The 24,322-nt window shown below is 44.4% G+C and carries 21 protein-coding genes; 11 read left to right on the plus strand and 10 right to left on the minus strand.

The window, feature by feature from the left end; translation table 11 throughout:
• The first annotated feature begins 97 nt into the window (after positions 1–97).
• Both BM528_RS16305 and BM528_RS16310 read left to right on the plus strand, forming a co-directional pair.
• Positions 98–1,492: a M28 family metallopeptidase gene (locus BM528_RS16305; protein WP_083595322.1), complete on the plus strand. Its 1,395-nt coding sequence runs from the start codon at positions 98–100 to the stop codon at positions 1,490–1,492.
• A gap of 345 nt (positions 1,493–1,837) precedes the next feature.
• Positions 1,838–2,773, plus strand: coding sequence for a substrate-binding periplasmic protein (locus BM528_RS16310; RefSeq protein WP_232230516.1), 936 nt, complete (start codon positions 1,838–1,840; stop codon positions 2,771–2,773).
• A gap of 32 nt (positions 2,774–2,805) precedes the next feature.
• On the opposite strand, the gene BM528_RS16315 is transcribed toward BM528_RS16310, so the two are convergent.
• A complete protein-coding gene (locus BM528_RS16315) occupies positions 2,806–5,508 on the minus strand; it encodes an ATP-binding protein (RefSeq protein ID WP_071980738.1) in 2,703 nt (900 codons plus the stop codon).
• Between the two features lie 220 nt (positions 5,509–5,728).
• On the minus strand, positions 5,729–5,971 hold the full coding sequence (locus BM528_RS16320; protein ID WP_071980739.1) for a hypothetical protein: 243 nt from the start codon (positions 5,969–5,971) through the stop codon (positions 5,729–5,731).
• A 262-nt stretch (positions 5,972–6,233) separates the two neighbouring features.
• Here BM528_RS16320 and BM528_RS16325 point away from each other — a divergent pair, with 262 nt between their 5' ends.
• The 3 genes from BM528_RS16325 to BM528_RS16335 are packed head-to-tail and all read left to right on the plus strand — an operon-like array spanning position 6,234 to position 9,028.
• A complete protein-coding gene (locus tag BM528_RS16325) occupies positions 6,234–6,791 on the plus strand; it encodes a GbsR/MarR family transcriptional regulator (protein WP_071980740.1) in 558 nt (185 codons plus the stop codon).
• A gap of 11 nt (positions 6,792–6,802) precedes the next feature.
• Entirely contained in the window at positions 6,803–8,011 is a 1,209-nt protein-coding gene (locus tag BM528_RS16330; protein ID WP_071980741.1) for a cytochrome ubiquinol oxidase subunit I, read from the plus strand.
• A gap of 9 nt (positions 8,012–8,020) precedes the next feature.
• Positions 8,021–9,028: a cytochrome d ubiquinol oxidase subunit II gene (locus BM528_RS16335; protein WP_071980742.1), complete on the plus strand. Its 1,008-nt coding sequence runs from the start codon at positions 8,021–8,023 to the stop codon at positions 9,026–9,028.
• Positions 9,029–9,126: 98 nt separating this feature from the next.
• On the opposite strand, the gene BM528_RS16340 is transcribed toward BM528_RS16335, so the two are convergent.
• The 8 genes from BM528_RS16340 to prlC all read right to left on the minus strand — a co-directional run bounded on the left by BM528_RS16340 (position 9,127) and on the right by prlC (position 17,076).
• The gene (locus BM528_RS16340) at positions 9,127–9,600 is read right to left on the minus strand and encodes an Lrp/AsnC family transcriptional regulator (protein ID WP_198033574.1); all 474 of its coding nucleotides are present in this window, start codon (positions 9,598–9,600) and stop codon (positions 9,127–9,129) included.
• Between the two features lie 49 nt (positions 9,601–9,649).
• Positions 9,650–10,393: a hypothetical protein gene (locus BM528_RS16345; RefSeq protein WP_071980743.1), complete on the minus strand. Its 744-nt coding sequence runs from the start codon at positions 10,391–10,393 to the stop codon at positions 9,650–9,652.
• A 257-nt stretch (positions 10,394–10,650) separates the two neighbouring features.
• On the minus strand, positions 10,651–10,860 hold the full coding sequence (gene cspE, locus BM528_RS16350; RefSeq protein WP_032094913.1) for a transcription antiterminator/RNA stability regulator CspE: 210 nt from the start codon (positions 10,858–10,860) through the stop codon (positions 10,651–10,653).
• A 310-nt stretch (positions 10,861–11,170) separates the two neighbouring features.
• A complete protein-coding gene (gene ubiB, locus BM528_RS16355) occupies positions 11,171–12,802 on the minus strand; it encodes a ubiquinone biosynthesis regulatory protein kinase UbiB (protein WP_071980744.1) in 1,632 nt (543 codons plus the stop codon).
• A 9-nt stretch (positions 12,803–12,811) separates the two neighbouring features.
• Positions 12,812–13,447 (minus strand): ubiquinone biosynthesis accessory factor UbiJ, encoded by a 636-nt coding sequence (locus BM528_RS16360; RefSeq protein ID WP_071980745.1) that lies wholly within the window; start codon positions 13,445–13,447, stop codon positions 12,812–12,814.
• Positions 13,447–14,247: a bifunctional demethylmenaquinone methyltransferase/2-methoxy-6-polyprenyl-1,4-benzoquinol methylase UbiE gene (gene ubiE, locus BM528_RS16365; protein ID WP_071980746.1), complete on the minus strand. Its 801-nt coding sequence runs from the start codon at positions 14,245–14,247 to the stop codon at positions 13,447–13,449. Before ubiE ends, BM528_RS16360 begins: the two co-directional genes overlap by 1 nt.
• Positions 14,248–14,315: 68 nt before the next feature.
• Entirely contained in the window at positions 14,316–15,005 is a 690-nt protein-coding gene (locus BM528_RS16370; protein WP_071980747.1) for a DNA-3-methyladenine glycosylase I, read from the minus strand.
• 34 nt (positions 15,006–15,039) lie between these two features.
• Positions 15,040–17,076, minus strand: a complete 2,037-nt coding sequence (prlC, locus tag BM528_RS16375) for an oligopeptidase A (RefSeq protein WP_071980748.1) — start codon at positions 17,074–17,076, stop codon at positions 15,040–15,042.
• Positions 17,077–17,608: 532 nt separating this feature from the next.
• Between prlC and BM528_RS16380 the strand changes: the two genes are divergently transcribed.
• The 6 genes from BM528_RS16380 (at position 17,609) to BM528_RS18410 (ending at position 24,296) form a co-directional block, all read left to right on the plus strand.
• Complete coding sequence (locus BM528_RS16380; protein WP_071980749.1) at positions 17,609–18,169, plus strand: response regulator; 561 nt, start codon at positions 17,609–17,611, stop codon at positions 18,167–18,169.
• Between the two features lie 27 nt (positions 18,170–18,196).
• The gene (locus tag BM528_RS16385; RefSeq protein WP_071980750.1) at positions 18,197–19,012 is read left to right on the plus strand and encodes a phosphate/phosphite/phosphonate ABC transporter substrate-binding protein; all 816 of its coding nucleotides are present in this window, start codon (positions 18,197–18,199) and stop codon (positions 19,010–19,012) included.
• 10 nt (positions 19,013–19,022) lie between these two features.
• Positions 19,023–20,702: a sensor histidine kinase gene (locus tag BM528_RS16390; protein ID WP_071980751.1), complete on the plus strand. Its 1,680-nt coding sequence runs from the start codon at positions 19,023–19,025 to the stop codon at positions 20,700–20,702.
• Between the two features lie 29 nt (positions 20,703–20,731).
• Positions 20,732–22,039 carry a response regulator gene (locus BM528_RS16395; protein WP_071980752.1) on the plus strand — a complete coding sequence of 436 codons (1,308 nt, stop codon included), beginning with the start codon at positions 20,732–20,734 and terminating at the stop codon, positions 22,037–22,039.
• Positions 22,040–22,241: 202 nt separating this feature from the next.
• A complete protein-coding gene (gorA, locus tag BM528_RS16400) occupies positions 22,242–23,588 on the plus strand; it encodes a glutathione-disulfide reductase (RefSeq protein ID WP_071980753.1) in 1,347 nt (448 codons plus the stop codon).
• Between the two features lie 270 nt (positions 23,589–23,858).
• A complete protein-coding gene (locus tag BM528_RS18410) occupies positions 23,859–24,296 on the plus strand; it encodes a hypothetical protein (RefSeq protein ID WP_332249002.1) in 438 nt (145 codons plus the stop codon).
• The last annotated feature ends 26 nt before the right edge of the window (positions 24,297–24,322 follow it).

Genomic DNA, 24,322 nt, shown 5'->3' on the forward strand with positions numbered 1-24,322 from the left:
GTGAACTTTTGCGATAAGCGACCGCATAGTAGGTTTACTCCAATTGTGACCCACCACCGTATTCGTTATGGTTAAGAAATAAACATTGGAGAAAATAATGATAAAAAACTACCCCAGTAAAATAAAAAACCTCACCGTATTTACCTCGGCACTAGCGATCAGCAGCCTCTTTCCCATCTCTGCTATAGCGCAAAGCGAACAAAAGCAGGCGCTTCACGATATTGCAAATAGCATTTCTGCCACCAATATTGAAAATGACATTACTACGCTGGTAAATTTTGGAACCCGCCATACCTTATCTGAAACAGAGTCTGATACTCGCGGTATCGGTGCGGCCCGCCGCTGGATAAAGTCTGAGTTTGAAAAAATTTCGGCAGAATGCGGCGGTTGTCTAGAGGTGTACTTTCAATCGAAAACCATTAGCGGTGAAAAGCGCATTCCTGATCCCGTAGACGTAGTAAGTGTAATTGCTGTGCAGCGCGGTACTACCGACCCAGACCGTTACGTCATTATGTCTGGCGATATCGATTCTCGCGTATCTGACGTAATGGATTTCACCTCAGATTCTCCTGGCGCCAATGATAATGCATCTGGCGTAGCGGGCACATTAGAGGCGGCCCGTGTTCTATCTAATTACAAGTTCAACGGCACCATTGTGTATGCGGCGTTAGCAGGCGAAGAGCAAGGGCTGTTCGGCGGACGCATCATGGCCAACCAAGCCAAAGAAGATGGCTGGCGCATTAAAGCGGTACTGAACAACGATATGATTGGCAATATTGAAGGCATTAACGGTGTAATTAACAATACTACCGCCCGTATATTTGCCGAGGGCACAAGAGTGACCGAGACCGACGCTGAAGCAAGGCGCCGCCGCTTCACGGGCGGAGAGGTAGATTCACCAAGTAGAAATCTAGCTCGCTATATCGACAAAATAGCCGACCAATACATTGAAAACCTCGACACCATGGTAGTGTATAGATTAGACAGGTTCGGCCGTGGCGGTCATCATCGCCCGTTTAATGACTTGGGCTACCCAGGCATTCGAATTATGGAAACCAACGAAAATTATACCCGCCAGCATCAAGACTTACGTGAAGAAGATGGCATTAAATATGGCGACACGCTAGATGGGGTGAACTTTGATTATGCCGCTAAGCTTACGGGTTTAAACGCGGTTTCACTTGCCTCTATGGCATGGGCACCAAACCCACCGGCTAATGTTTCAATTAAGGGTGCGGTTCAACCTTCAACAACGTTAATGTGGGATGCCCTAGACGAACAACAAAACCCGCAGTTGAAAGGCTATAAGGTATATTGGCGTCATACCGATGCTCCGCAGTGGGAGTACAGCAAGTTTGTTGGGAATGTGAACCAAGCCACACTAGATAACATTGTTATTGATAACTACTTCTTCGGTGTTGCCAGTGTCAACAACGATGGCGTAGAAAGCGTTGTGGTTTACCCTGGCCCTGCAGGTAGCTTCGGCGAATAATTGCCCTGCATCTATTACGCCGAGCATGTATTACGCCGAGCATGTGCTGTACTCGGCGTTTTTTCTGCTACTTATTAAAAGGTAAATGGCTCTATACGCTCTACACAAGACAGTTCTGGCGCACACATTACCAGGGGTGTTAATTGTCATTAATATATCCTGTGTGGAATAAACCATATAACTACCCTAAAGTGTATAAAGAACTATAAATAATGCGTGAAGCATAAGCTTCACTAAATGTGTCACTGTGAGGAGAGAATTAACTTGCTTATAAAGCGTGTTAGTCGTTTTACGTTCACCGCCCTTGTTTGCTTTTTTAGCACCGCTCTTTTTAGCGTGTCAGTAGTGTCTCAAACAAATTCGCTCACGCTTGCTGCAACTCCTTTTGAAACCTATGTTAACGACGATGGTGAGCCTGCCAGAATTAACGAGCTGGTTTTAGCTGCCTTTTCTCAAACCGAAACAGATGTAAAAGTAAAAGTTATGCGCCAAGCCTTTTTAGGCAGTTCTGTTCGTTCAGGAAAAGTAGACGGTGAATACGCCTATGTCGATATGGGCCAGAGCTTGGGCAACGTATTAACATCAGAAGTGTTTTTACCTCTTTACCTCTATGCCGCGAGTAAGGATGCCGATGTTGAAAACATAAAGATTTTTCAGCATCTAAAGCGTAACCGTGTAGCGGTTGAAAATCGTTTTGCCAACACGCCTAACTTTAGACTGCTGAAAGATATAAAGTGGTCTAGAAATCCGTCGACATTTGATGCTTTTCGCCAACTCGCCGACGACAGAGCCCCATACCTGGTGACCTCAGAGTTATTAATACGAGAATTTAATACGCTACTTGCCAACGATAGCGAAGAAACACTGCACTTTTCTTCTCAACCGCTCATTAAAAGCGGGTTTCAACTGGCAATACGAGACGATGTTGCTAACGCAAAAGAGATTATTGCTAAATTTAATGCTGCTATCTCTGCTATGCAAAAAAGCGGAGAATACAACACACTGTTGGGCATTAGTTGGCTACGCAAAGACATCAATAACGATGGAATTGCAGACTATATTGGTCACACCGACATTACCCGCGAAACCAGCTTACTTAAAACAGCCTATCGCCTTGATAACACACCCACGTCTGACAAAAGCCTGTTTGTCATTAACGGAGAGACCTTTTCTTCAAAAGCGCTAGCAGATGAAAAGCTTTCTAGTGCAAGCGCTGAGGTAGAAGAGCGAATATCTCTACTCGACGCCACAACCTACGAAACCTTACTGCAGCGCTGGTAGTGCCAAAAGGGCTCTCGGCAAACAGAGCCAACCTACATATACATTTCCAAAATGGTAAGCAACTCTTCGCCGTCTACAGGCTTAGATACATAATTATTAAACCCGGCCTTAAGCGCTTTTACCCTATCCGACGTGTAGGCATATGCCGTTAACGCCACCGCATTAAGTGAAGATATCTGACTAAACTCGCTAGAGCGAATTTTGAGCATTAACCCTAAACCGTCCAACTCCGGCATGCCAATATCAGAAAGCAGTAAATCGAACGCCTCTGGCATTTCGTTTATTTCTTTCCATGCCAGCAGGCCGTTTTTGACTACATTCACCCTAGCCCCGTTTGATTCGAGGAAAAGCTTAATAAAATCGCGGGCATCTTTCTCATCTTCGGCCACTAAAATACGCAGGCCGTTTAAACGGTAAGACGGTGTTAAGTCACTTATTTCGGTGTTTTTAGTTTCAATAATTTCATCAAACACATTTAACGGCGCAATAGGCAAAGATACAAAGAAAGTTGTGCCCGTATTAGGGCCATTGCTCTCTGCACGAATTTCTCCGCCGTGCATTTCTACCAAGCTCTTTACAATAGAAAGCCCAAGACCTAAGCCATTTTTGTTGTGCTCGTTCTTGCCTTGATAAAAGCGTTCAAAGACATGGGAGATCTGTTCTTGCGTCATGCCTTTGCCATTATCTTTTACCTTAAACAGGTAGTTTGAATGTTCACGCTTTCCTCGAATATGCACTGTTCCGCCCTTAGAGGTAAACTTAAGGGCATTACTCAATAGGTTGTTGATAACCTGCTTAATACGTAAATTATCGCCTAAAATCTGCGTATGTTCGTCTTCGCAGTTAATCGATAGCTGAATATTCTTACTTGCGAACCCAGCTTCAAACGACTTGGCTACTTCGGAAATAGAATGAGTTATCTTTAAAGAATGAGTACTGAGCTTCATCGTACCCGAGATAATGCGAGATAAATCAAGGATGTCGTTTATTAATGCCGCCTGAGTAGATGCAGCCCGCTTGATAACCCCTAACGCATCTTTCATTCTATCTACGTTGTCTAAATCCATTAGCGCTAAATCTGTCCAACCCACAATAGAATTGAGTGGTGAACGCAGTTCGTGAGAAATGCTGGCCAGAAACTGATCTTTGGCCTTATCAAGCTCTTCGAGCTTGTTGATTTGTTTATCAAGAGACGCTTTTAAACTCAAGGCATAAGGAATAAAGAGGTGATCGAAGCCTTCAATAATTAACTTATCATCTTCAGTCCAATCTACAGATTCATCTGCCACACTTTGTAAATACAACTCGAAAGAATTTCGAGGCGTTAATGATTTAAGCTGATCCTGCTTAGCCGCGTCACGTCCGGCCCAGCGAATCGTTTTATCTCGCTGCTCTCTAAACCATACCGTGTAGTAACCTAACTTTGCCGACACGCAAGATATGTACATCCCGCGAATACCGTTGAGGTTGCAAGAATCTGTCACCTGTTCAGCTAAGCGATTTAACGTAACCGACTGTTCTGAGTTTGGAATAGCAAACTTGTCTAGGAGCTTCATTAATGTGGATTCTGATGGCGTTTTTCCCACAAAGTAATTACTCGATGGTGTAACAACCGCCATGCCGCATGCATCAGCCACCTGCAGTAGGTCTTTTTCCTTTTGCTTAATCGCTTCAAGCGGGTTGGAGTAAGACGTTAGCTGATGAACAATGTTATTTAATGAACGCTGGCGATTTTGAAAATGCTCCTTTTTTTCGTGAAGCGTTTTAGTATGTAACTGCCATGCGTATAGATGTCCTAATGATTCACACACTAAGCGCTTTTTCTGATCTACGTATATAGGCTTTTTACTATGGCACGCTAACAAGCCCCACAGTTTGCCTTCAAACACTAGACTTACAGAAAAAGATGAGCGTACTCCCATATTTTTAAGATACGTAATGTGGGTGGGTGAAACTGAGCGCACCATTGACATTGAAAGGTCGAGGGGCGGCCGTTCAGAGTCTTCAATACGGGGCAAAAGTGGAATTACTGGCTCATCAACATCGAACACGCAGCGAACGCGATTCAGCAAATAAAGCTCTCTGGCCTGCTGTGGAATATCGGAGGCTGGAAATTTAAGCCCCTTAAAAGATTTACCCTCAGATTCCGTTGCCTCACCGATAACTTCACCGCAATGGTCTTCGTCGAATTGGTAAACCATAACGGCATCAAAACCAACATAGTCTTGAAAATATCGCGCTATGGCATCTGCCACATCGCCTATAGAGTCACTGTCATCCACGTCGGGCAACAAAGCGCGTAAGTCCATATCCATGGGCACCCACTGCTGCGCTGCTTCGTAACTTAATTGCGGAGTGGGCTCTAATTCGATAACCAGTAAACCATTTGATTCGTACGCTACGCCACTTCCCTCTTTTTCCCAGTCCTCAAGCCACAGCGCATTTTCTGCGAACTGCCACTGGTAAGCATGACGCACCTTGCCGCCTTGTACCGCTTCAAAGATGGTTTTAAAAGTGTGAGCTTCCGGATTGGGGATAGTAAAAAGCTCAGTAATAAGCGTTTCCCCGGGAACAATGTCTACTTTGAATAGTTCTCGAATATTACTGCTTACCACTTGAATGGTTTTATCTGCAGGATTGAGGGCAATCACATAACCGAAACTTTGAACACTTTCGATAAGGTGGATGGGTTCGTCTTCACAATTCTTCATTAATTGTGGTGAAGCTTGACTCATAGTGGAAACCTTTTTTCTGATACACCACTATCTAGCAAGAGATGAGGTGTCATTCAGGCGCAATGAGTAAGCCCCTGAAAGAATCACTAATCGGACATGTTAAAGGTTATGCCGCCAATAATCACTTTTTTGCGCCGCATTTACTATGGAATACCATGAAAGCACAAAATAATTGGATGAACTGACTGTTCAAACGGTTCGGTGCATTTATAAGAGCCTTTTACATAGTATCTACTATAGTTGACGGCTTTAGAAATAGGCAGGCAATAACGCTACCAAAACTTAATCCCAGTGTTATAAGAACAAATGCCTGAACAGCGTCCATCGATAGTATATGGCCGAAAAAGGTCACTAAATACGCGCCGGCAGCAGCACCAGACAAATGGAAAAAGCCTACTAATGCGGCTAAAAAGCCTGCTGAAGTGCCTGAAAAACCCAGCATAATGGTTACACTGCAAGGCATGGCTATACCGATAAAAGGCTCGCGGGGACATTTGCTTGGCGTTTTTTTGTGACATTGCCAATCTCATACCGAAGCTATCCAAAGTGCTGAAAACGTAATATATCCTACGCTACCGCTTTCATATTACAGTTTAAATGCATTCCTCCAAAGCCAAGACCTAAGTGTCTTTATGAAATCATATTTAATGTTGAAAAAGATTGATCTGCATCAAATGGAGTATTAAACTTTCAGTAATTTCTGAAACTTCAATAGGCGCAAAAAAATGAAGATGACACCTCTTATTACATCAGCTGTTATGCACTTTGGTGAGATGGGAAGCCGCTGGGGCTTTAACAGAACAGTTGGTCAAATTTTGGCGCTTATTGTGCTAAACGATGAGCCCATTTCAGCACAGGAAATTGCTGATGCACTAAATATCTCTCGAGGAAACACCAGTATGGGGCTAAAAGAGCTTCAATCTTGGCGGTTGATCAAACAGCACCTTGTGCCAGGTGAGCGTAAAGAATTTTTCATTCCTGCTGGCGATATTTGGACTTTGGCAAATAGGGTGTTTGAAGAAAGGCGTAAGCGCGAAATAGACCCCACATTAAGCTTACTGCGCGATCTTTTACTCGATGAGCCTGCCAACGGCACAGAAGTTGGTGCGCAAGAAAAACTAAGTGAAATACACGATTTATTGGAATCCATTACGGCATGGTCTGAGGAATTACAAAACCTTGGCCCTGAAAAATTAAACACGCTGATGAAACTCGGTTCAGGCGTTGGCCGTATGCTAGAGCTTAAGGACAAGATTTTACCGGGTAAAAACAGTGTCAATTAGGGAGACCCTCCGTGGATGTATTCTTGCTGTCTCGTTTACAATTTGCTCTAAATATTAGTTTTCATATTTTATTTCCAACCATCACCATGGCTATGGGTTGGTTTCTTTTCTACTTTAAACTACGTTCGAACACCTCAGGCCATCCAGTGTGGATGCGTATGTACCGATTTTGGGTGCGGGTTTTTGCCCTGAGCTTTGCATTAGGCGTAGTCAGCGGCGTTACCATGTCATTTCAGTTTGGGACTAACTGGCCCGGATTTATGGAAAAGGTGGGGAACGTGGCGGGCCCGTTACTGGGCTACGAAGTGCTTACGGCCTTTTTCTTAGAAGCCACGTTTTTGGGCATAATGCTATTTGGCATTCGCCGTGTGCCGAACTGGCTACATACTACCTCAACACTTATTGTGGCTCTTGGCACCACTACGTCTGCCTTTTGGATTTTAGCGCTCAATAGCTGGATGCAAACACCGCAAGGTTTTGAGGTTGTCGATGGGGTGGTATACGCCACATACACTGCGGCAGTGCTTATCCCGCTGCAAATATTTGCAGGTGATATGCATGGATTAAACACACTTGAACACCAGCCGCAAAAAGTAGCTGCTATGGAAGGATTGTGGGAAACCACTGAAGGCGCTCCGCTACTGCTATTCGCCATTCCCGATGAGGATAATAAGGAGAATCACTTCGAAATACCTATTCCGTATGCAGCAAGCCTTATTCTTACTCACGACTTGAAGGGTGAGCTGAAAGGTCTTAACGAGTTTGAGGGGGAACACCCGCCTGTAGCACCTGTATTTTACGGCTTTAGGGTAATGGTAGGAATGGGAATGCTCATGCTTGCAGTGTCTTGGCTAGGCAGTATTTATTTAATGCGAAACCGCGCGTTTCCGTTATGGCTCAAGCGCACGTTTGTGGGTATGGCGTTCAGCGGTTGGGTAGCCACCCTTGCGGGCTGGTATGTCACAGAAATTGGTCGCCAGCCTTATTTGGTAAGTGGTGTGCTAAAAACAGCGGATGCTGTCACTCAGCTACCACCAAGCAATGTGGCAATGTCGTTCACACTTTATGCGGTCATCTATACAGGGTTGCTTATTGCCTATATCAGTACGTTAATGCTGATGTGTCGTCGCGCCGTGGAGATTGAAGAAATCACCACAGAGGAACGAGAAGTCGCAAAGGCTAAAATCAAACCCAACAATACCAACCCGGTAGCGGTGTAAGGAGCTATGATGTTTGAAAATGTATCTCCACAAATGCTCGGCAACATATACGTGGGCCTGCTGGGGCTATCTATTCTGCTTTACGCCATATTAGATGGGTATGATTTAGGTGTAGGTGTATTAATTCCGCCACGTACTGAAGCATTTAGAGACGATATGATCGCGTCTATTGGGCCCTACTGGGACGCAAACGAAACCTGGCTGGTATTGGCAGTAGGTCTGTTGCTGATTGCTTTTCCCGAGGCGCACAGCAAAGTGCTGCAAGCACTGTATCTTCCGGCAACATTTATGCTGCTTGGTCTAATTTTACGAGGTGTTGCCTTTGATTTTAGGGCGAAGGTAGTGCAGGTACAAAAGCGTAAGTGGGATTTAGTCTTTAAGTACGGCTCTTTACTTACCACTCTTGCACAAGGCTATATGCTGGGTATTTATGTGACTGGATTACGCACAGATATATGGGCACAGGCATTCGCGCTGCTGGCTGCACTAGGTGTAACTGCTGCTTACGCCTTTATTGGCTCTTGCTGGCTTATTCTTAAATCTGAAGGAGCGCTGCAGGAAAAAGCGTATTACTGGGCTAAACGTGGTTTGGGCATACTGGCGGCCGGCATAATTGCGGTAAGCATAGCCAATCTTACGCTTCATACAGAAATAAGAGAGCTGTGGCTGTCGGCACCTTGGGGCATTATGCTATTTGCCATACCCGCTACCTGCTTTGCTCTGCTTGCGCTGTGCGGCGTGTTACTAAAAAAACTGCCTGAGGGCAACGGAAAAGGCGAGTGGCTACCGTTCTTTATCGCGCTATTAGTCTTTCTGCTGAGCTTTGCGGCTTTCGCTATAAGCTATTATCCGTTTATTATTCCGGGGCAAATGACCATATCGGATGCATTAAGTGATGCAAGTTCGCTGCGGTTTTTACTGGTTGGCGTGGTAATTGTAGTGCCTGTAATTTTGGCCTACACCCTTATGGTGTATAAGATCTTTTCTGGGAAATCGCAGAAATTATCGTATTACTAGGGCGTGTGAAAAGTGCAAAACGGGGAGCTATTAGCTCCCCATTTTTTTTTGCTGCTGTAACACGCTCTCTTTATATGAGGGTGTTATAAATCGGGCTGTTACAAGTGAGTAAGCGGAACGGCAGTTGTATATTTAATCTGCTCCATTGCGAAACTCGATGTTACATCTGAAAAACCAATACCGTTTACCAATCGCTTATAAAAATGATCGAAGCTCGCCATGTCGGTTACCAGCACTTTTAACAGGTAATCATACTCGCCTGACATTCGGTAACACTCAACGACTTCGTCAAAAGACGACGCGTGGTTAGCAAAATTTGACAGCCATTTGCCATCGTGACTCCCTGCTTTTACCTGCACAAACACGGTCATGGTAAGGCCTAAAGTTTGCGCCTGTAACAATGCAACGCGACGAGAAACGATTCCGCTTGTTTCTAACTTTTGTATTCTGCGCCAGCACGGGGTTGAGGTTAGCCCAACCTGCTCCGCTATTTGCGCTACTGGCGTTTCTGCGTCTTGCTGTAAAATACTTAAAATAGTGCGGTCGACTGCGTCTATAGAGATATCTTTCATGGCTTTTACTTACAATCCTACTGCGTATTTACCGCTTATCGCCGCCCGCTTATAACCACCAAGGCTTGGAAAAATCGATATTTTCTTTGGCCAGTTCATACTGATAAGGCGGAGTAAAAGGCGACCAAAAGCCCTCTTGCAATGATTTATCAACTATTTCAAACTTTCCTGACTGCTCATATTCTTTGAGCACATTAAAGTATGCCTCTACCGGCATCTGCGGGTTCGATTGTCGAAAAACTACTTTGCCACCGAGTGCGTTATACATGTGCTTTTCTGTTAGGTAGATCATAACCTGGCGCTGTGCTATTTCATCGCTAGACGTCTTGCTACCCGAGGCTCCGCCCGAATTACTTGGGCTGCTATTCGAGCTAGTGTTTGCGCTATCACTATTAGCAGTAGCCTGCTCTGGCTTGACTGTCGAGCTTGCGAATTTCTCTTTAAATTTTTCTACCAAAGCCTGGTCAACGGTGATGTTGTGCTGTGTAGCATAATCATCCAAAACACCTTCGATAATTTGCTCAGACAATTCAGTAAGGCTTGCTAACGCCAGCATGCCGTTAAATTCGCCGCGACTACTTGCCTGCTTTTGCATGGTGGCCAGTACGTCTTCGCTTGGCGTAATGTCGTCCATAATTATTGGTTTACCGAACAGTGTTGCCACCACTGTGGTGTCTTTTTCTGCGCTTGATACGCTTCCAGCACTTTCTGTTGAAGTCGTCTGCGCAATACCTTGAATGCTAAATACAACCAATATTGATAAAGTAAGCGCACTTGCTACACGAATAAACATAGTGAATACCCTAATGACCGAGAGTAAAGAATAACTCTGTAAATGAGTGATTAGTAAAACACTTTACGCCACAACATAGCAACACATACTCGTTAATAGCGATATATTGAAAGTGCGATTCAGCGAGTGATTCTAATTTCCACGCTAACTGGTGGAGGGGCAAATAGACCGTGGTTTTATAAAGCAGGAAATTAAAAGGGATAGTGCGGGAAATGAAAGAAAAACGGCGGTCATAATGACCGCCGTTTTTGAATTTCTTAGATAGCTTGCACGTTAGCAGCTTGAAGACCTTTTTGACCTTCTTCAACTTCAAATTCTACGCGCTGACCTTCTGGAAGAGTTTTGTAACCTTCAGAGATAATTGCACGGAAATGAACGAAAACGTCCTTGCCGCCATTATCTTGAGTAAGAAAACCATAACCTTTATCAGCGTTAAACCACTTAACGGTGCCTGTAACTTTAGACATGTCGTATAGACCTCAAATATCGTAATAAATTGCGCAAAAAAGCGCGTGTAACTGTGTTTCTGTTGGTCTTTAAATTGGCGGAGCATTGAGGCTTACTTACGAATGGACTAACAACAAACACAAATTACAAGGTAACTCGAGCGTTATAACAGGTAGCAACATATAGCAAATAACACAAATCTCGTCTATTTAAAGACTTTGGCAAACAGCCAAAGCCACTATAACACTGTTGGGAACAATTAACATACTAATTAATTGCTTATTAACGACTTTCATAAAAACTTCATTATTTAAAAGCCGTTTTTCGCGTTTATTTACGGCTGTTTCTCCATGAAAAAAACCAGAAAATAGTTCCGATCAATCCACTTATTGCAGGGAAATACCACGATATATCATAGATTGGTAATATTGCAGAGAGCAGAATAAAGGTACCACCAACCACCGAAAAGTGAGTGGTCTGAGTAGTTCGTTTTTGCTCTTCTAGCATTAAAGCACTGGCTTTTTGCTGCTGTAACGGCATGCGTTTTATATGCTGCAAGCTGTCATACAACAAGTCTGGCATTTCAGGCAGTTTTTCCGACCAAAAAGGTAAGTTAGCTTTTACCTTACCCATCATGGCAGAAAACCCGATTTGTTCTTTCATCCAGTTTTCTAAAAATGGTTTCGCGGTTTTCCACAAATCAAGCTGAGGATATAGCTGCCTTCCTAGCCCTTCAACATAAAGCAACGTTTTTTGCAGCAGTACAAGCTGTGGCTGTACAACCATGTCGAAACGTCTTGCGGTGTTAAACAATTGCAGCAACACGTTGCCAAAAGAGATTTCCGCCAGTGGCTTTTGGAAAATAGGCTCGCATACCGTGCGGATAGCCATCTCAAACTCATCGATATTTGTGTCTTGCGGCACCCAACCCGAGTCTGCATGTAGTTGGGCTACCTTGCGATAGTCTCGATTAAAGAAAGCGATAAAGTTTTCGGCGAGATAGCGCTTATCTTCTTTATTGAGTGTGCCAACAATGCCAAAGTCGATGGCAATATACTTAGGGTTATCTGGATGGGAGGGAGAAACAAAAATGTTCCCCGGATGCATGTCTGCATGGAAAAAGCTATCGCGAAAAACCTGCGTAAAGAAGACCTCTACCCCTCGCTCGGCAAGCTTTTTAAGGTTGGTATTTTGCGATATCAAAGCATCTAAATTTGAAATAGGTATGCCGTAAATACGCTCCATTACAAGCACATTGTGCCGGCAGTAATCGCTGTAAATGGTTGGAACGTAGAGCGCTTCCGAGCCCTCAAAATTTCTGCCTAATTGAATGCCGTTGGCAGACTCTCGCAACAGATCGAGCTCATCAACAATGGTCTTACGATATTCAACGACCACCTCAACAGGACGTAAGCGACGCCCGTCAGGAAGCCAACGCTGAATAATATTTGCAAAACTAAACAGCAGTTCCATATCCGCTACAATGGTGTCGCGAATATCCGGGCGCAGCACTTTAACCACTACATCTTCATTATTCGCCTTTAATTTTGCAGCATGTACTTGAGCAATGGATGCAGACGCTAGTGGCTCCTCTTCAAATTCGCTGAACAGTTCACTTAGCGAAGTAAGCCCTAACGATGACTTAATAATGGCTTGTGCATCTTCAGACGGGAACGGCGGCACTTTATCTTGCAAACGTGCTAGTTCATTCGCAATGGCCGGCGAAAGGAGATCTCGACGGGTAGACAGCATTTGGCCGAATTTTATAAATACCGGGCCTAAGCTCTGCAGCGCAAGCGTAATGCGCTCTCCCTGCGACTTACCTTTGTGTTTATTGCGCACCCAAAAAATACTGTGGCGCAATAGTCTGGCATACCAAGGCAGCCACTTTGCCGGAATAAGCTCATCGAGACCATGCTCAAGCAGCACCCGGTTAATCTTGTATAGCCTAACAATTCGCATGCGAGTCTCTTATTTAAATCGTTCTTCTAAATCGCGTAACCTAGCGTCTAAGCGCTCGGTGCTGTCTCGCAGCGCACTGACTTCATCGCTGAAATGCATAACCGCCAATTTATGAGCGGCGATTTTTTTCTCTTCCACCATGGCATTGCCAACTACGCTGCCAGCATCCGTTAGCATAGACATCACTTTTTGATGCAGCGCCTTAATGCTTTTTACACTTTGGTGAGCGAATACATCGCTGGTTCTAACGGCAAGTAATTCTTCCACATCGATATCGAGGTTTTGAAACACGCCGCTTACCTGTTGCGCCACGCCAAGCTCACCCTCTAAATAAAGTGCTTTTTGTTGAATAAGACGAGTTAGCTGACTGGTTTCTCGCAGTTCAGGTAAGGTGTCTAGAGAAGTTTTGATACAGCAGTCTTTTGGGCCAAGTTGCGCCTTCACAGATTCAAAATCGTCGTGCTCAATTAGCACATCAACTCGGTCTGAAAATACCAACGTAATGCCAAAGGGCATGGGAGATAAGAACGCGATTAACCGCGAACCGTTGAGCTCTGCCAACCTTGACTCACTTTCACTATCTAGAGCCAATACCTTGTTGATAGATTGTTCTAGCGTGGCCGCAAAAAGTGCTGATGCTGGCATTAAAATTTATACCCACGATGCAGTGCAACAATGCCACCTGTTAAATTTTGATAATCACACTGTTCAAACCCTGCTTCTTCAAACATGCCTTTAAGGGTTTCTTGGTCTGGGTGCATACGAATACTCTCGGCTAAGTATTGATAGCTTTCTGCATCATTTGCTACGAGTTGCCCCATTTTTGGCAGCAAATGAAAAGAGTACATGTCGTATAACTTGCTAAGCTGCTCAGACGTAGGCTTGGAAAACTCTAAAACAAGCAGCCGTCCACCAGGCTTTAACACGCGAAAAATTGAGTTAAGCGCATTTTGCTTTTCAGTAACATTTCTAAGGCCAAATGCCATAGTCACTACATCGAAGTGATTATCTGGAAAAGGCAGCGCTTCGGCATCAGCCTGCACGTAATCGATGTTGCCAACGAGGCCGCGGTCGCGCAGCTTATCTCGCCCAACCTGCAGCATAGATAAATTAATATCGGCCAAGGTAACTCTGCCAGTGGGACCTACTAAGCGACTGAACTTCGCGGTAAGGTCACCCGTGCCGCCTGCAATATCAAGCACCTTATTTCCAGCGCGTACGCCTGAACAATCAATCGTGAACCTTTTCCACAAACGATGCACGCCCATAGACATTAAATCGTTCATCACATCGTATTTCGCGGCTACAGAATCGAATACATTGGCAACTAAAGACGCCTTTTGTTCTTTCTCTACCTGCTTAAAACCGAAATGGGTGGTTTGTTCGTTTGATGACTCCACAGATGATGGTTCTACGGGCGTAGATGAAGCCTGATTGTCGCTCATGACATTCCTATTGCTAACTGTATTTCTTAAACCTGAAGTGTATAGGATTGTGGTGGCAAGCAAAAGCCTTAAACCACTCGTGAATTCGTGCCCCAACTAAATGCCACAACAGCACTTATCTCTTGTAGTGAACGACCGCTCTCTTCGTGCCAACGAGCGAATGCGGCATTCGCCGCTGTTAAACTTTTTTTAGATGTAATACCGCCATCGATAATATCGTTTTTACGTAAGTAGTCTTCTACATCGCGCGAAAATAAGAAGGTATCAATGCCCAAAGAACGAAGCATATATGGCCCAGTATTTCCGCCTAGTCTAGCACCCCGTTTTTTTAAAAAAGCCCATAACTCAGTAATATTCTCAGGCTTAAAGGAAGCGACAAATCGCCCAAAACTACCGTGTTCAAGGGCCACGTCTTTTATCATTATAGCGTTGTCTCGCACTGTCATGACTTTTTTATAGTTTCTGACAATGCGCTTATCTGACGCTTTTTGCTCCAGCATTTCGTCTGGCATCAACAGTACTTTATCGATATCGAAGTCAAAGAATACCGTTTCAAAGTCGGCCCATTTGTTCTCTATCACGCGCCAAACGAAACCCGATTGGAACACTTTTTTCGTCATTGCGGCTAGAAAACGGTCGTCGGGAATTTTTGCCACTTTTGAATATGGCAACGGTGCCTGAAGCATTGCTTCAAGCACCATTTTCCCGCCTTTTCTTTCGCACGCTCGTCGATATATTGAATCAAACGACTCAGCCATTACTCGTTTTTTCCTTTTTTACTCTTTAGCTTACTTAGCCTTTTATACCGCTATGTCGCAGCAATGCATCAACCTTAGGCTCACGACCTCTAAAGGCAACAAATAATTCCATGGGTGCCTTACTCCCTCCCATTTCCAGAATATTCGATAGGAAAGCTTTACCCGTCTCGCGGTTGAAAATACCGTCTTCCTCGAATTTGCTGTAAGCATCGGCAGAGAGTACTTCCGCCCATTTGTAGCTGTAATACCCCGCAGCGTAGCCGCCTGCGAAAATATGTCCAAAGCCATTTTGGAAACGATTGAAAGAAGGCGGTATAGAAACAGCAACTTCATCTCTTACCGAGTCGAGAACACCTTGGACATCTACCGTGCTGCCTTTTTCACTGTGCAGCAAGAAATCGAACAAGCTAAATTCTAATTGCCTTACCATTTGCATAGCTGCCTGATAGTCTCGCGCTGCAAGCATACGCTCTAGCAGGTCTGCTGGTAGTGGTTCACCGGTTTCGTAATGCCCAGAGATAAAGTTCAGTGCATCTTCTTCCCAACACCAGTTTTCTAAAAACTGACTGGGTAATTCAACCGCATCCCACGGCACGCCATTGATACCAGACACACCAGCCACTTTCATTTTGGTCAGCATATGGTGAATACCATGTCCAAACTCGTGGAACAGCGTGACGACCTCATCGTGAGTAAACAATGCCGGCTTATCACCCACTGGCGCGTTAAAGTTACATGTTAAATAAGCGACCGGTAGCTGTAGTTCACCGCTTACCGTTTCACGACGTACACGGCATTCATCCATCCATGCACCGCCGCGTTTTTTTGCACGGGCATAAAGGTCGAGATAAAAACTGCCGCGAAGCACGTCAGCTTCGTCTGTAATGGTGAAATAGCGTACGTCTTCATGCCATGTATCAATGCCTGGCTGCTCAATAATAGATAAGCCATATAGTCTATGCACGACTTCAAACAGGCCAGACAGCACCTTATCTTCTGGGAAATAAGGGCGAAGCATTTCATCAGAAATGGTGTACTTTTCCTGTTTGAGCTTTTCGCTGTAATACGGCAAGTCCCAAGACGCAAGCTCGGTAACATTGTGCGTATTGCGAGCGTACGCTTTTACTTCGTCTAGCTCGCGCTCCGCTTGAGGTTTAGATTTCGCTGCCAGGTCGCGTAGAAAGCCGATAACCTGCTCTGTGGAATCTGCCATTTTTGTCGCAAGCGAACGCTCAGCATAACTTGAGAACTCAAGGAGTTCTGCAAGCTCAGTACGTAAAGACAAGATTTCTTTTATGATGTCAGTGTTATCCCACTTCCCTGCATTAGGTCCCTGATCAGAGGCCTTAGTCGAGTAGGCGCGATACATTTCTTCCCGTAACTCACGATTATCGGCATACAGCATGATAGGAAGGTAAGAAGGAATATCTAAAGTAAACAAGTAACCTTGAAGGTCTTTTTGATGAGCGGCTTGCGCAGCAGCTTCGAGTGCAGACTCAGGCATACCGGCAAGCTCAGACTTGTCAGTGATGTGTTTAGTCCACCCCATGGTGGCATCCATAACATTGTTAGAAAATGTTGAAGACAATTCGCTCAATTTAGCTTGGATCTCGGCAAAGCGCTTTTTCTGCTCGTCAGGTAATGCAACACCTGAGAGGGTAAAATCTCTCACTGCGTTATCGACCACCTTTTTTTGCTCGTCATTTAATTCGCCAAATTCCGCTGAATTCTGTAGCGTCACATAAGCATTGTACAACCCCTCGTGCTGCCCTACCCAAGTGCCATACTCAGATAATAATGGCAGACACGCATCGTGAGCTTCTCGCAACTCGTCACTGCTAACTACGCTATTCATATGAGAAACCGGAGAGAATATTTTACTCAATCGATCATCTATTTCTTCTAGTCGAAGCACCACGTTTTTGTAGCTATAGTCTTTTGAGGCGACTACTTCATCGATTTCTGTTTTACACGCCTTAATAGCGCGCTCAACGGCGGGTTTGATTGATGAGGCTTCAATGGCAGAAAATAACGGTAGACCATCGACTAGTTCAATTGCTGGGGTCGTCATAATATAATTACTCTTTATTTTATTTGCTTATTGAAGTGGGGATTTATCATTAAAACACAATACATAAGCGAGGCAATGACGCTCATACATTTTACGCTATAGCATCGGCATTCATACATTTAATACGCAGGCCCGCGGTCCTGTAGCGCAATTTGACTAATGGCTTAAGTACTTCTATTTTTGAGGTGAAGATCAGATTCGACAGCGATAGCATGTTAGCTCAAAAAATGGATGGCGCTCTCCTAGCGCAATACAAACAGCAGTTCAGCTCAACAGAGTGAATTCTTGAATCTCTTTTATTGACGAGATGCGAGATAAATTGGTGAGGACTGGTGTTAATTTAACCATTTTTGTTAAACGCAGAACCTTTACTGACGGCTTAGAAACCCGTTGATTGAAGAACGTTTGTGGCTGAAGAACATACTCTGACCAACAAGCATTTGTCGCAAATGTCACAACTAATCCTTTTGTCTACTTTGTCTTCTATTACATATAAAGCTATACTGCATAGGGAAATGAAGGGAGCCGAATTATGAAGACACTCACGTCAGGCGAAATAGCATCATACTGTGACGTAAATCTACGCACAGTTATCCGATGGATAGAAAACGGTAAACTGAAAGGGTTTAAACTTCCTGGCCGCGGAAATAATCGTGTGCTCGTTGAAGACTTTATCGAGTTCTTAGAGCGCCATGACATGCCTATTCCAGACGCTCTAAAAGGCGACGCAACCCCGTCGATCTTAATTGTTGACGATGAAATGCCCGTAGCGAAATCGATTCAGCGCGTCGCGCGTCGCGCAGGCTTCGAGAGCTATATCGCCACCGGAGGCTTCCAAGCCGGTATAATGCTTAGCCAGCATGAGCCAAAAGTAATGACGCTAGATTTAAGTATGCCTGGCATGGATGGCTACAGCGTTATCGACTTTACCCGAGAACAAAGTAAGTATAAAGACCTCAAAATTGTGGTTATATCGGCTCTTGACGATATTAGCCTTGAGCGAGCGTTAGAAATTGGCGCCGACGCCTCTCTTCAAAAGCCATTTTCTAATCACGACCTCACCATGGTACTTGAGCAATTCATGTCTATGTAAGGACAACGAGAAATAAGGAGAGTCTCTATGCTTCGCGTGCTTTGTTTACTGTTTGTGTTTTTAAGCTTGCTAGTAACACCTACTTTGCACGCACAGTCTCTTATTTTCGGCGTTGTTCCTCAGCAATCAGCGAAAAAAATGGTTAAGTCGTGGCAACCGCTTGTTGATTACATTAATAGCTATACGGGACTGCGTATCGAGTTCCAAACGGCTAAGGATATCCCCACTTTCGAAGAAAACCTTTCCAAGGGCAAATACGACATTGCCTACATGAACCCATTTCACTTTGTTGTATTCAATAGCACCGCTGGATATAAAGCGTTAGCAAAACAAAAAAACAAATTTTTGAAAGGCATCATAGTGGTGCATAAAGACAGTGAGATAACGTCGCTTGATGCGTTGAATGGTGCTGAGATTGCCTTTCCTGCACCGGCAGCTTTTGCCGCTACTATCGTAACAAGTGCCAAATTGCGTAAAGAAAACATTGCATTTATTCCTCGCTATGTCAACTCACATGACTCTGTGTATTTAAACGTAGAAAAGCAGTTTTTTAAGGCTGGGGGCGGTATCTATCGTACTTTGGGATCTTCTTCTGCAAACACATCATTGCGAGTTCTTTGGGAAAGCCCAGACTACACGCCCCATGCAATCGCCACGCACCCAACATTAGGTGAGGACACTCGACAAGCTATTATCAATGCACTGCTATCTATATCCAGCGATGCTAGCAAAGCCCACATACTTAAAAATTTAGGACTAAATGGCTTTATTAGCGCTGACGACTCCCATTGGGACGACGTTAGAGAGTTGGGCATTTCTTCACTATCAAGGCCGCATTCGTAAAGGAGCTAGTATGCGTTTATCGTTAAGGACAAAAACAATAACAGGTGTAGCGTCTATTACCGCCGCACTGCTTTTTGTGTTGATAGTCACTATATTTCAATTCCTTAATGAACTAGTAGACAGCAGCGTTAAAAAATCAGCTAACACTTCTGCCGCCCTTTTTGTTTCAACGACAAAAAACGCGTTTTTAAGCTACGACTTGTCATCTCTTGATGCAGATGTGTCAGAAATACTGACCAACCCTAATATTGCCTATGTAAGAGTGAAGGACAAAAACGACCGCGTATTCGTGGAAAAAGGCGATGCTGCAGCGCTTAATGCCACCTTTAAACAAGATACATCAGCATCACACACCGACGATGGTATTTACGATACCCAAGCGCCAATTCAGGTAAACGGCACCTTATACGGCTACGTTGAAATGGGCTTAAATATTGCATCTGTTACTCAGTCTGTATCACGGGTTAAAAACTGGACGCTGACACTCGCTATGTTAGAGTTCGTCTTAGTTGGGCTGTTATCCTATCTACTTGGTTCTTACCTAATGGGACAGCTTCAATCACTACTGAAAGGCGCAAAGCATTTAGGCGAAGCGGTTAAAGATAATAACTATCGAGATATCTTTGTTGAGGTAAGGGGCAAAGACGAGTTAAGCGAGTTGGCAGGCGCTTTTAACCACTTAGTCGAGCGGTTGAAAGAAGAAAGCGGTCAGCGGCAGCGGGTAGAAGATGAATTGAAAGAGCTTAACGCATTACTCGAAGAAAAAGTAAAAGACAGAACCGCTAAGCTCAATCAAAAGAATTTCCAGCTTGAAGAAGCTAATAAGGATTTAAAAGAAGCACAGGTGCAGCTATTACAAGCTGAAAAGATGGCCTCGGTGGGTCAGCTAGCGGCAGGTGTTGCTCACGAAATAAATAACCCCGTTGGCTTTGTGAGCAGTAATATTTCTACGTTGAACGACTATGTAGCAACCTACCAAATGCTTTTCGCGCAAATGAACAGTGTGATTAACGCCGAAGACGACGCCGCTAGAGTCAAAGCCATTGCTGAGGTGGAGCAAAGCATAAAAACCAAAGATTTAGCCTTCATTAATGAGGATATTGGCGACCTTTTAAACGATTCTTCTGAAGGCCTCTACCGCGTTGCCGATATCGTAAAAGGATTAAAACTCTTCTCAAGAGTTGATAGCGATGACGTGCAGCTTCATAACATCAATGACTGTATTCGCACCACACTGGCCATGGTAAATAACCAGCTTAAATATATCTGTACTGTGGAGACCAACTTGGGCAACGTCCCTGCTGTGGCTATGAATGTTGGTAAAATATCTCAGGTAATTACTAATTTACTGATAAATGCAGGCCAGGCCGTCGAAAGTACAGGCAAGCATGGCAAAGTCACTATCTCATCTATTCGAGTAGATGAGTTTGTTGAACTGCGAGTAGAAGACACTGGATGCGGTGTTCCCCAAAGTCATCTCGATAAGCTCTTCAACCCGTTTTTTACAACTAAGCCAGAAGGAGAAGGCACTGGCTTAGGACTTTCTATCTCGTTTGGTATCGCGCAAGAACACGGCGGTTCGCTTAGCGTTTCGAGTAAAGAAGGTGAAGGCAGTTGCTTTACGCTAACCCTGCCCATTCCCAAGGACGATGACAACGACTCATGCACCATTGATTCAAAGGGCAGTTAGCCTAAAGGCGATTAACAGGATTACGTTTTATGACAGCATCTAACACAGAAACAGCAGTAACATACACTGTCTTATTCGTCGATGACGAACCTAATATTCTGCGAGCCATAAAGCGCGCGCTCTTCACTATGGATATTAATTTACTATTAGCGGATAGCGGCGCGAAGGCGCTGGAGTTAATGCAAAAACAGACTGTTCATGTGGTTATTTCGGATATGAAAATGCCGCAAATGTCTGGCGCTGAGTTGTTAGAACAAGTAGCAAAAACCTATCCTGAAACCTTTAGAGTAGTGCTAACCGGTTATGCTGACATTGAATCGACCATAAAAGCCGTAAATCAGGGCAAAATTCATCGCTACCTGCAAAAACCTTGGGATAATCAAGAATTGATCTCTGTCATCAATGAGGGGTTAGAGCGAGTTAAACTGAAAGAGGAAAACACTCGCCTGCAGAGATTGACTCGCTTACAAAATAAAAAGCTGAAAGATGTTAATGCTTCGCTTGAAAGTGTTGTTCAAAAAAGGACCCGGCAAATTAAGTTCGCGCTCAATAAGATTGAAAAACACAACCAAGCCATGGAGCAGGTGCTTTTCAACGTGATCAGTATAAACCCAAATATAAACGGTAAGTTTGCCATAGAGGTGAGCGAACTGGCGGCGAGAATAGCCACCATCGCACAACTCGAAAAAAGCGACATAAAGCAGGTAAAGTATGCAGGGCTAATATGTGAACTTGGCCAACTGGGTCTTCAGGTGGAAGACTTTGTCGCGCCATTTTCCAAATTAAAATACCAACAGCAGCAAAACTATTTGTCACAAACTAAGCAGGCTGCTCTTATTCTTGCTCCGGCAGAAGAACTGCAACCCATTTCAGATATCATTGAATTTCAGTTCGAACACTACAATGGGTCTGGCCTGAACAATAAAGTGGCTAAAGAAATTCCAGTAGGTGCGAGAATTTTGGCAATTTCAAGAGACTACTGGCGCTTAGTAACAGGCCGTATGACGGGGGTAGAAATGGCGCCTAGAGATGCAAAAGCTGAAATGAAAAAGCACCGTAATACGCGCTACGACGGTGAGTTTCTCGACCTACTATTGAGCGCAGATGATATTGGTGCATCAACGATACTTGATACCACAATGAAAGCATCTCAATTAAAAGAAGGGATGCAGCTGGCGCAAAACTTGTACAACGACAGCCACATTTTAATTTTGCCTGAAGGGCATATATTCAGCCGAGCGACAATACAGAAGCTTCAGCAGTTTGAAGAGGAACGAGGCAAACCATTTAGCATTCAAATAGAACCAGAAAGCCAACCTAATACTAAAAGTAACTAGTTGTTACATGTTTAGGCGTGTCAGAAAGCACGCCTTACATACTGCAATGCCACATTTGCCCAAGACAGTTTAAAACTTAAGGGTTCTCCCATTATCGTGGTTTATCGCATACTTCTGGCACATGATGCGTTTTCGTGTGTTGTTGGAGTAAAATTCATGTGAGAATGGAAAAATCTGCTCTACATATTAAAAAGGCTTTTGTATGAAACATTTTGATTATATTTCTATTGGTGGCGGAAGTGGTGGTATAGCCTCAGCTAACCGCGCAGCGAAGCACGGTAAAAAAGCAGCGATCATTGAAGCGAAAGATATAGGCGGCACCTGCGTAAACGTAGGCTGTGTTCCTAAAAAAGCGATGTGGTATGGCGCACAAATCGCTGAAGCCGTGCACCGTTATGCCCCAGAATATGGATTTGATGTTTCGGTAAATCATTTTAGTTGGGATGGCCTTATTGCAAGTCGCCAAGCTTACATTGAGCGTATCCACGCGTCTTACGATAGGGTACTAACGGCCAACGATGTTGAATTGATTCACGGCTTTGCAAAATTTGTAGACAACAATACCATTGAGGTAAATGGCGAAACCTACACCGCCGATCACATTACTATAGCAGTAGGCGGTCGCCCATCTATTCCGGATATTGAAGGTGCGCAGTATGGCATCGACTCAGACGGATTCTTTGCCCTTAAAGAACAGCCAAAACGCGCTGTAGTAGTAGGCGCGGGCTATATTGGCGTTGAACTTGCGGGTGTACTTCACGCCTTAGGCACAGAATCTCATTTAGTAGTGAGAAAGCACGCCCCACTTCGCAATTTCGACCCTATTATTCACGAAACGCTTGTTGACATGATCAACACTGAAGGCTGCAAACTTCACACCTTTGCCAGCGTAGACAAAGTTGAAAAAGCAGACGACGGAGAACTGACGGTATTCTTATCTAACGGCGAAGAATTAAAAGCCGACTGCCTTATTTGGGCAATTGGTCGCGAGCCATCTACAGATAAAATTGGCCTTGAAAACACTGATGTTGAGTTAAACGACAACGGAACCGTTAAGGTAGATAAATACCAGAATACAACAGCAAAGAATGTTTATGCCGTGGGTGACATCACCGGCGAGGCAGAACTGACGCCTGTAGCCATTAAAGCTGGCAGATTGCTTTGCGAGCGTTTGTTTAATGGTCAAGACGATGCACATATGGATTACTCGCTTATTCCCACGGTTGTGTTTAGCCACCCGCCAATTGGCACCATTGGATTAACCGAGCCAGAGGCCATTGAAGCGCATGGCGAAGACAATGTGAAAACTTACACTTCAAGTTTTGCATCTATGTACACCGCAGTTACTCGTCATCGCCAAATGACAAAGATGAAGCTCATTTGTGCAGGCAAAGATGAAAAAGTAGTTGGTCTGCACGGTATAGGCCATGGCATGGACGAGATTCTACAAGGCTTTGCGGTAGCGATAAAAATGGGCGCCACTAAAGCTGACTTCGATGCCTGTGTGGCTATTCACCCCACCAGCGGCGAAGAATTCGTGACAATGTAGTTATAGAGATATCAGCCTTTTTGACTTAGTCATATAACGCACAGTATGAAATCGGTGGCTCGACATCAAAAGAGCCATCGGTTTCAACTTAGAAAAACTCCACATCTAAATACTCTTCTTCCTCAGCTTCTTCAACAACCAACTCAGCCACTTTGGCTTTCAGCTTTATCGAAATCTGGGTCAGCATATGACCATTCGCCGCAGTGGCGCGAAATACTATGTGGATATTAAAGACGGGCCGCTGGTATCTAGGCACCCCCCTCGGTAGATGTGCTATCTCGCTCAGCCGCCAATACAGTTGCCAGTAACGCATCAGCAGTCATTTTGACAGGTATGGGGGATGATGGCGACAACAGCGACCCGCGCTATGCTGAAGACTGTTTCACACTATTCGCCCAACATGCGAAAAAATATCATCTTCCACTGACTGAGTTTCACACGCACATTGTTGGTGGCGGAAACATGTTAGACAACCGGGTTAACATTAATATTGATGATGCAGATAAAGACACTATTGGCGAACGCAATGCGCGCGTTGCCCTAACTTTAGCATCTCAGCACGCAATGAATATTGTTAGTGTAGATGTGGGCGAGTTTGGCTACAGGCAGCTGCAATTTAACATAATTAAAGTCCAAACCGACATTCATCACTCAACGAAAGCGACTAGTCGCGTTAAGTTTAAGTTACGACTATGTTGTAACGTATGATAGAAATAGCGAGTAATGTTTAGATA

It is taken from the genome of Alteromonas sp. RW2A1 (genome assembly GCF_001886475.1).
Classification (GTDB): Bacteria; Pseudomonadota; Gammaproteobacteria; order Enterobacterales; family Alteromonadaceae; genus Alteromonas; species Alteromonas hispanica.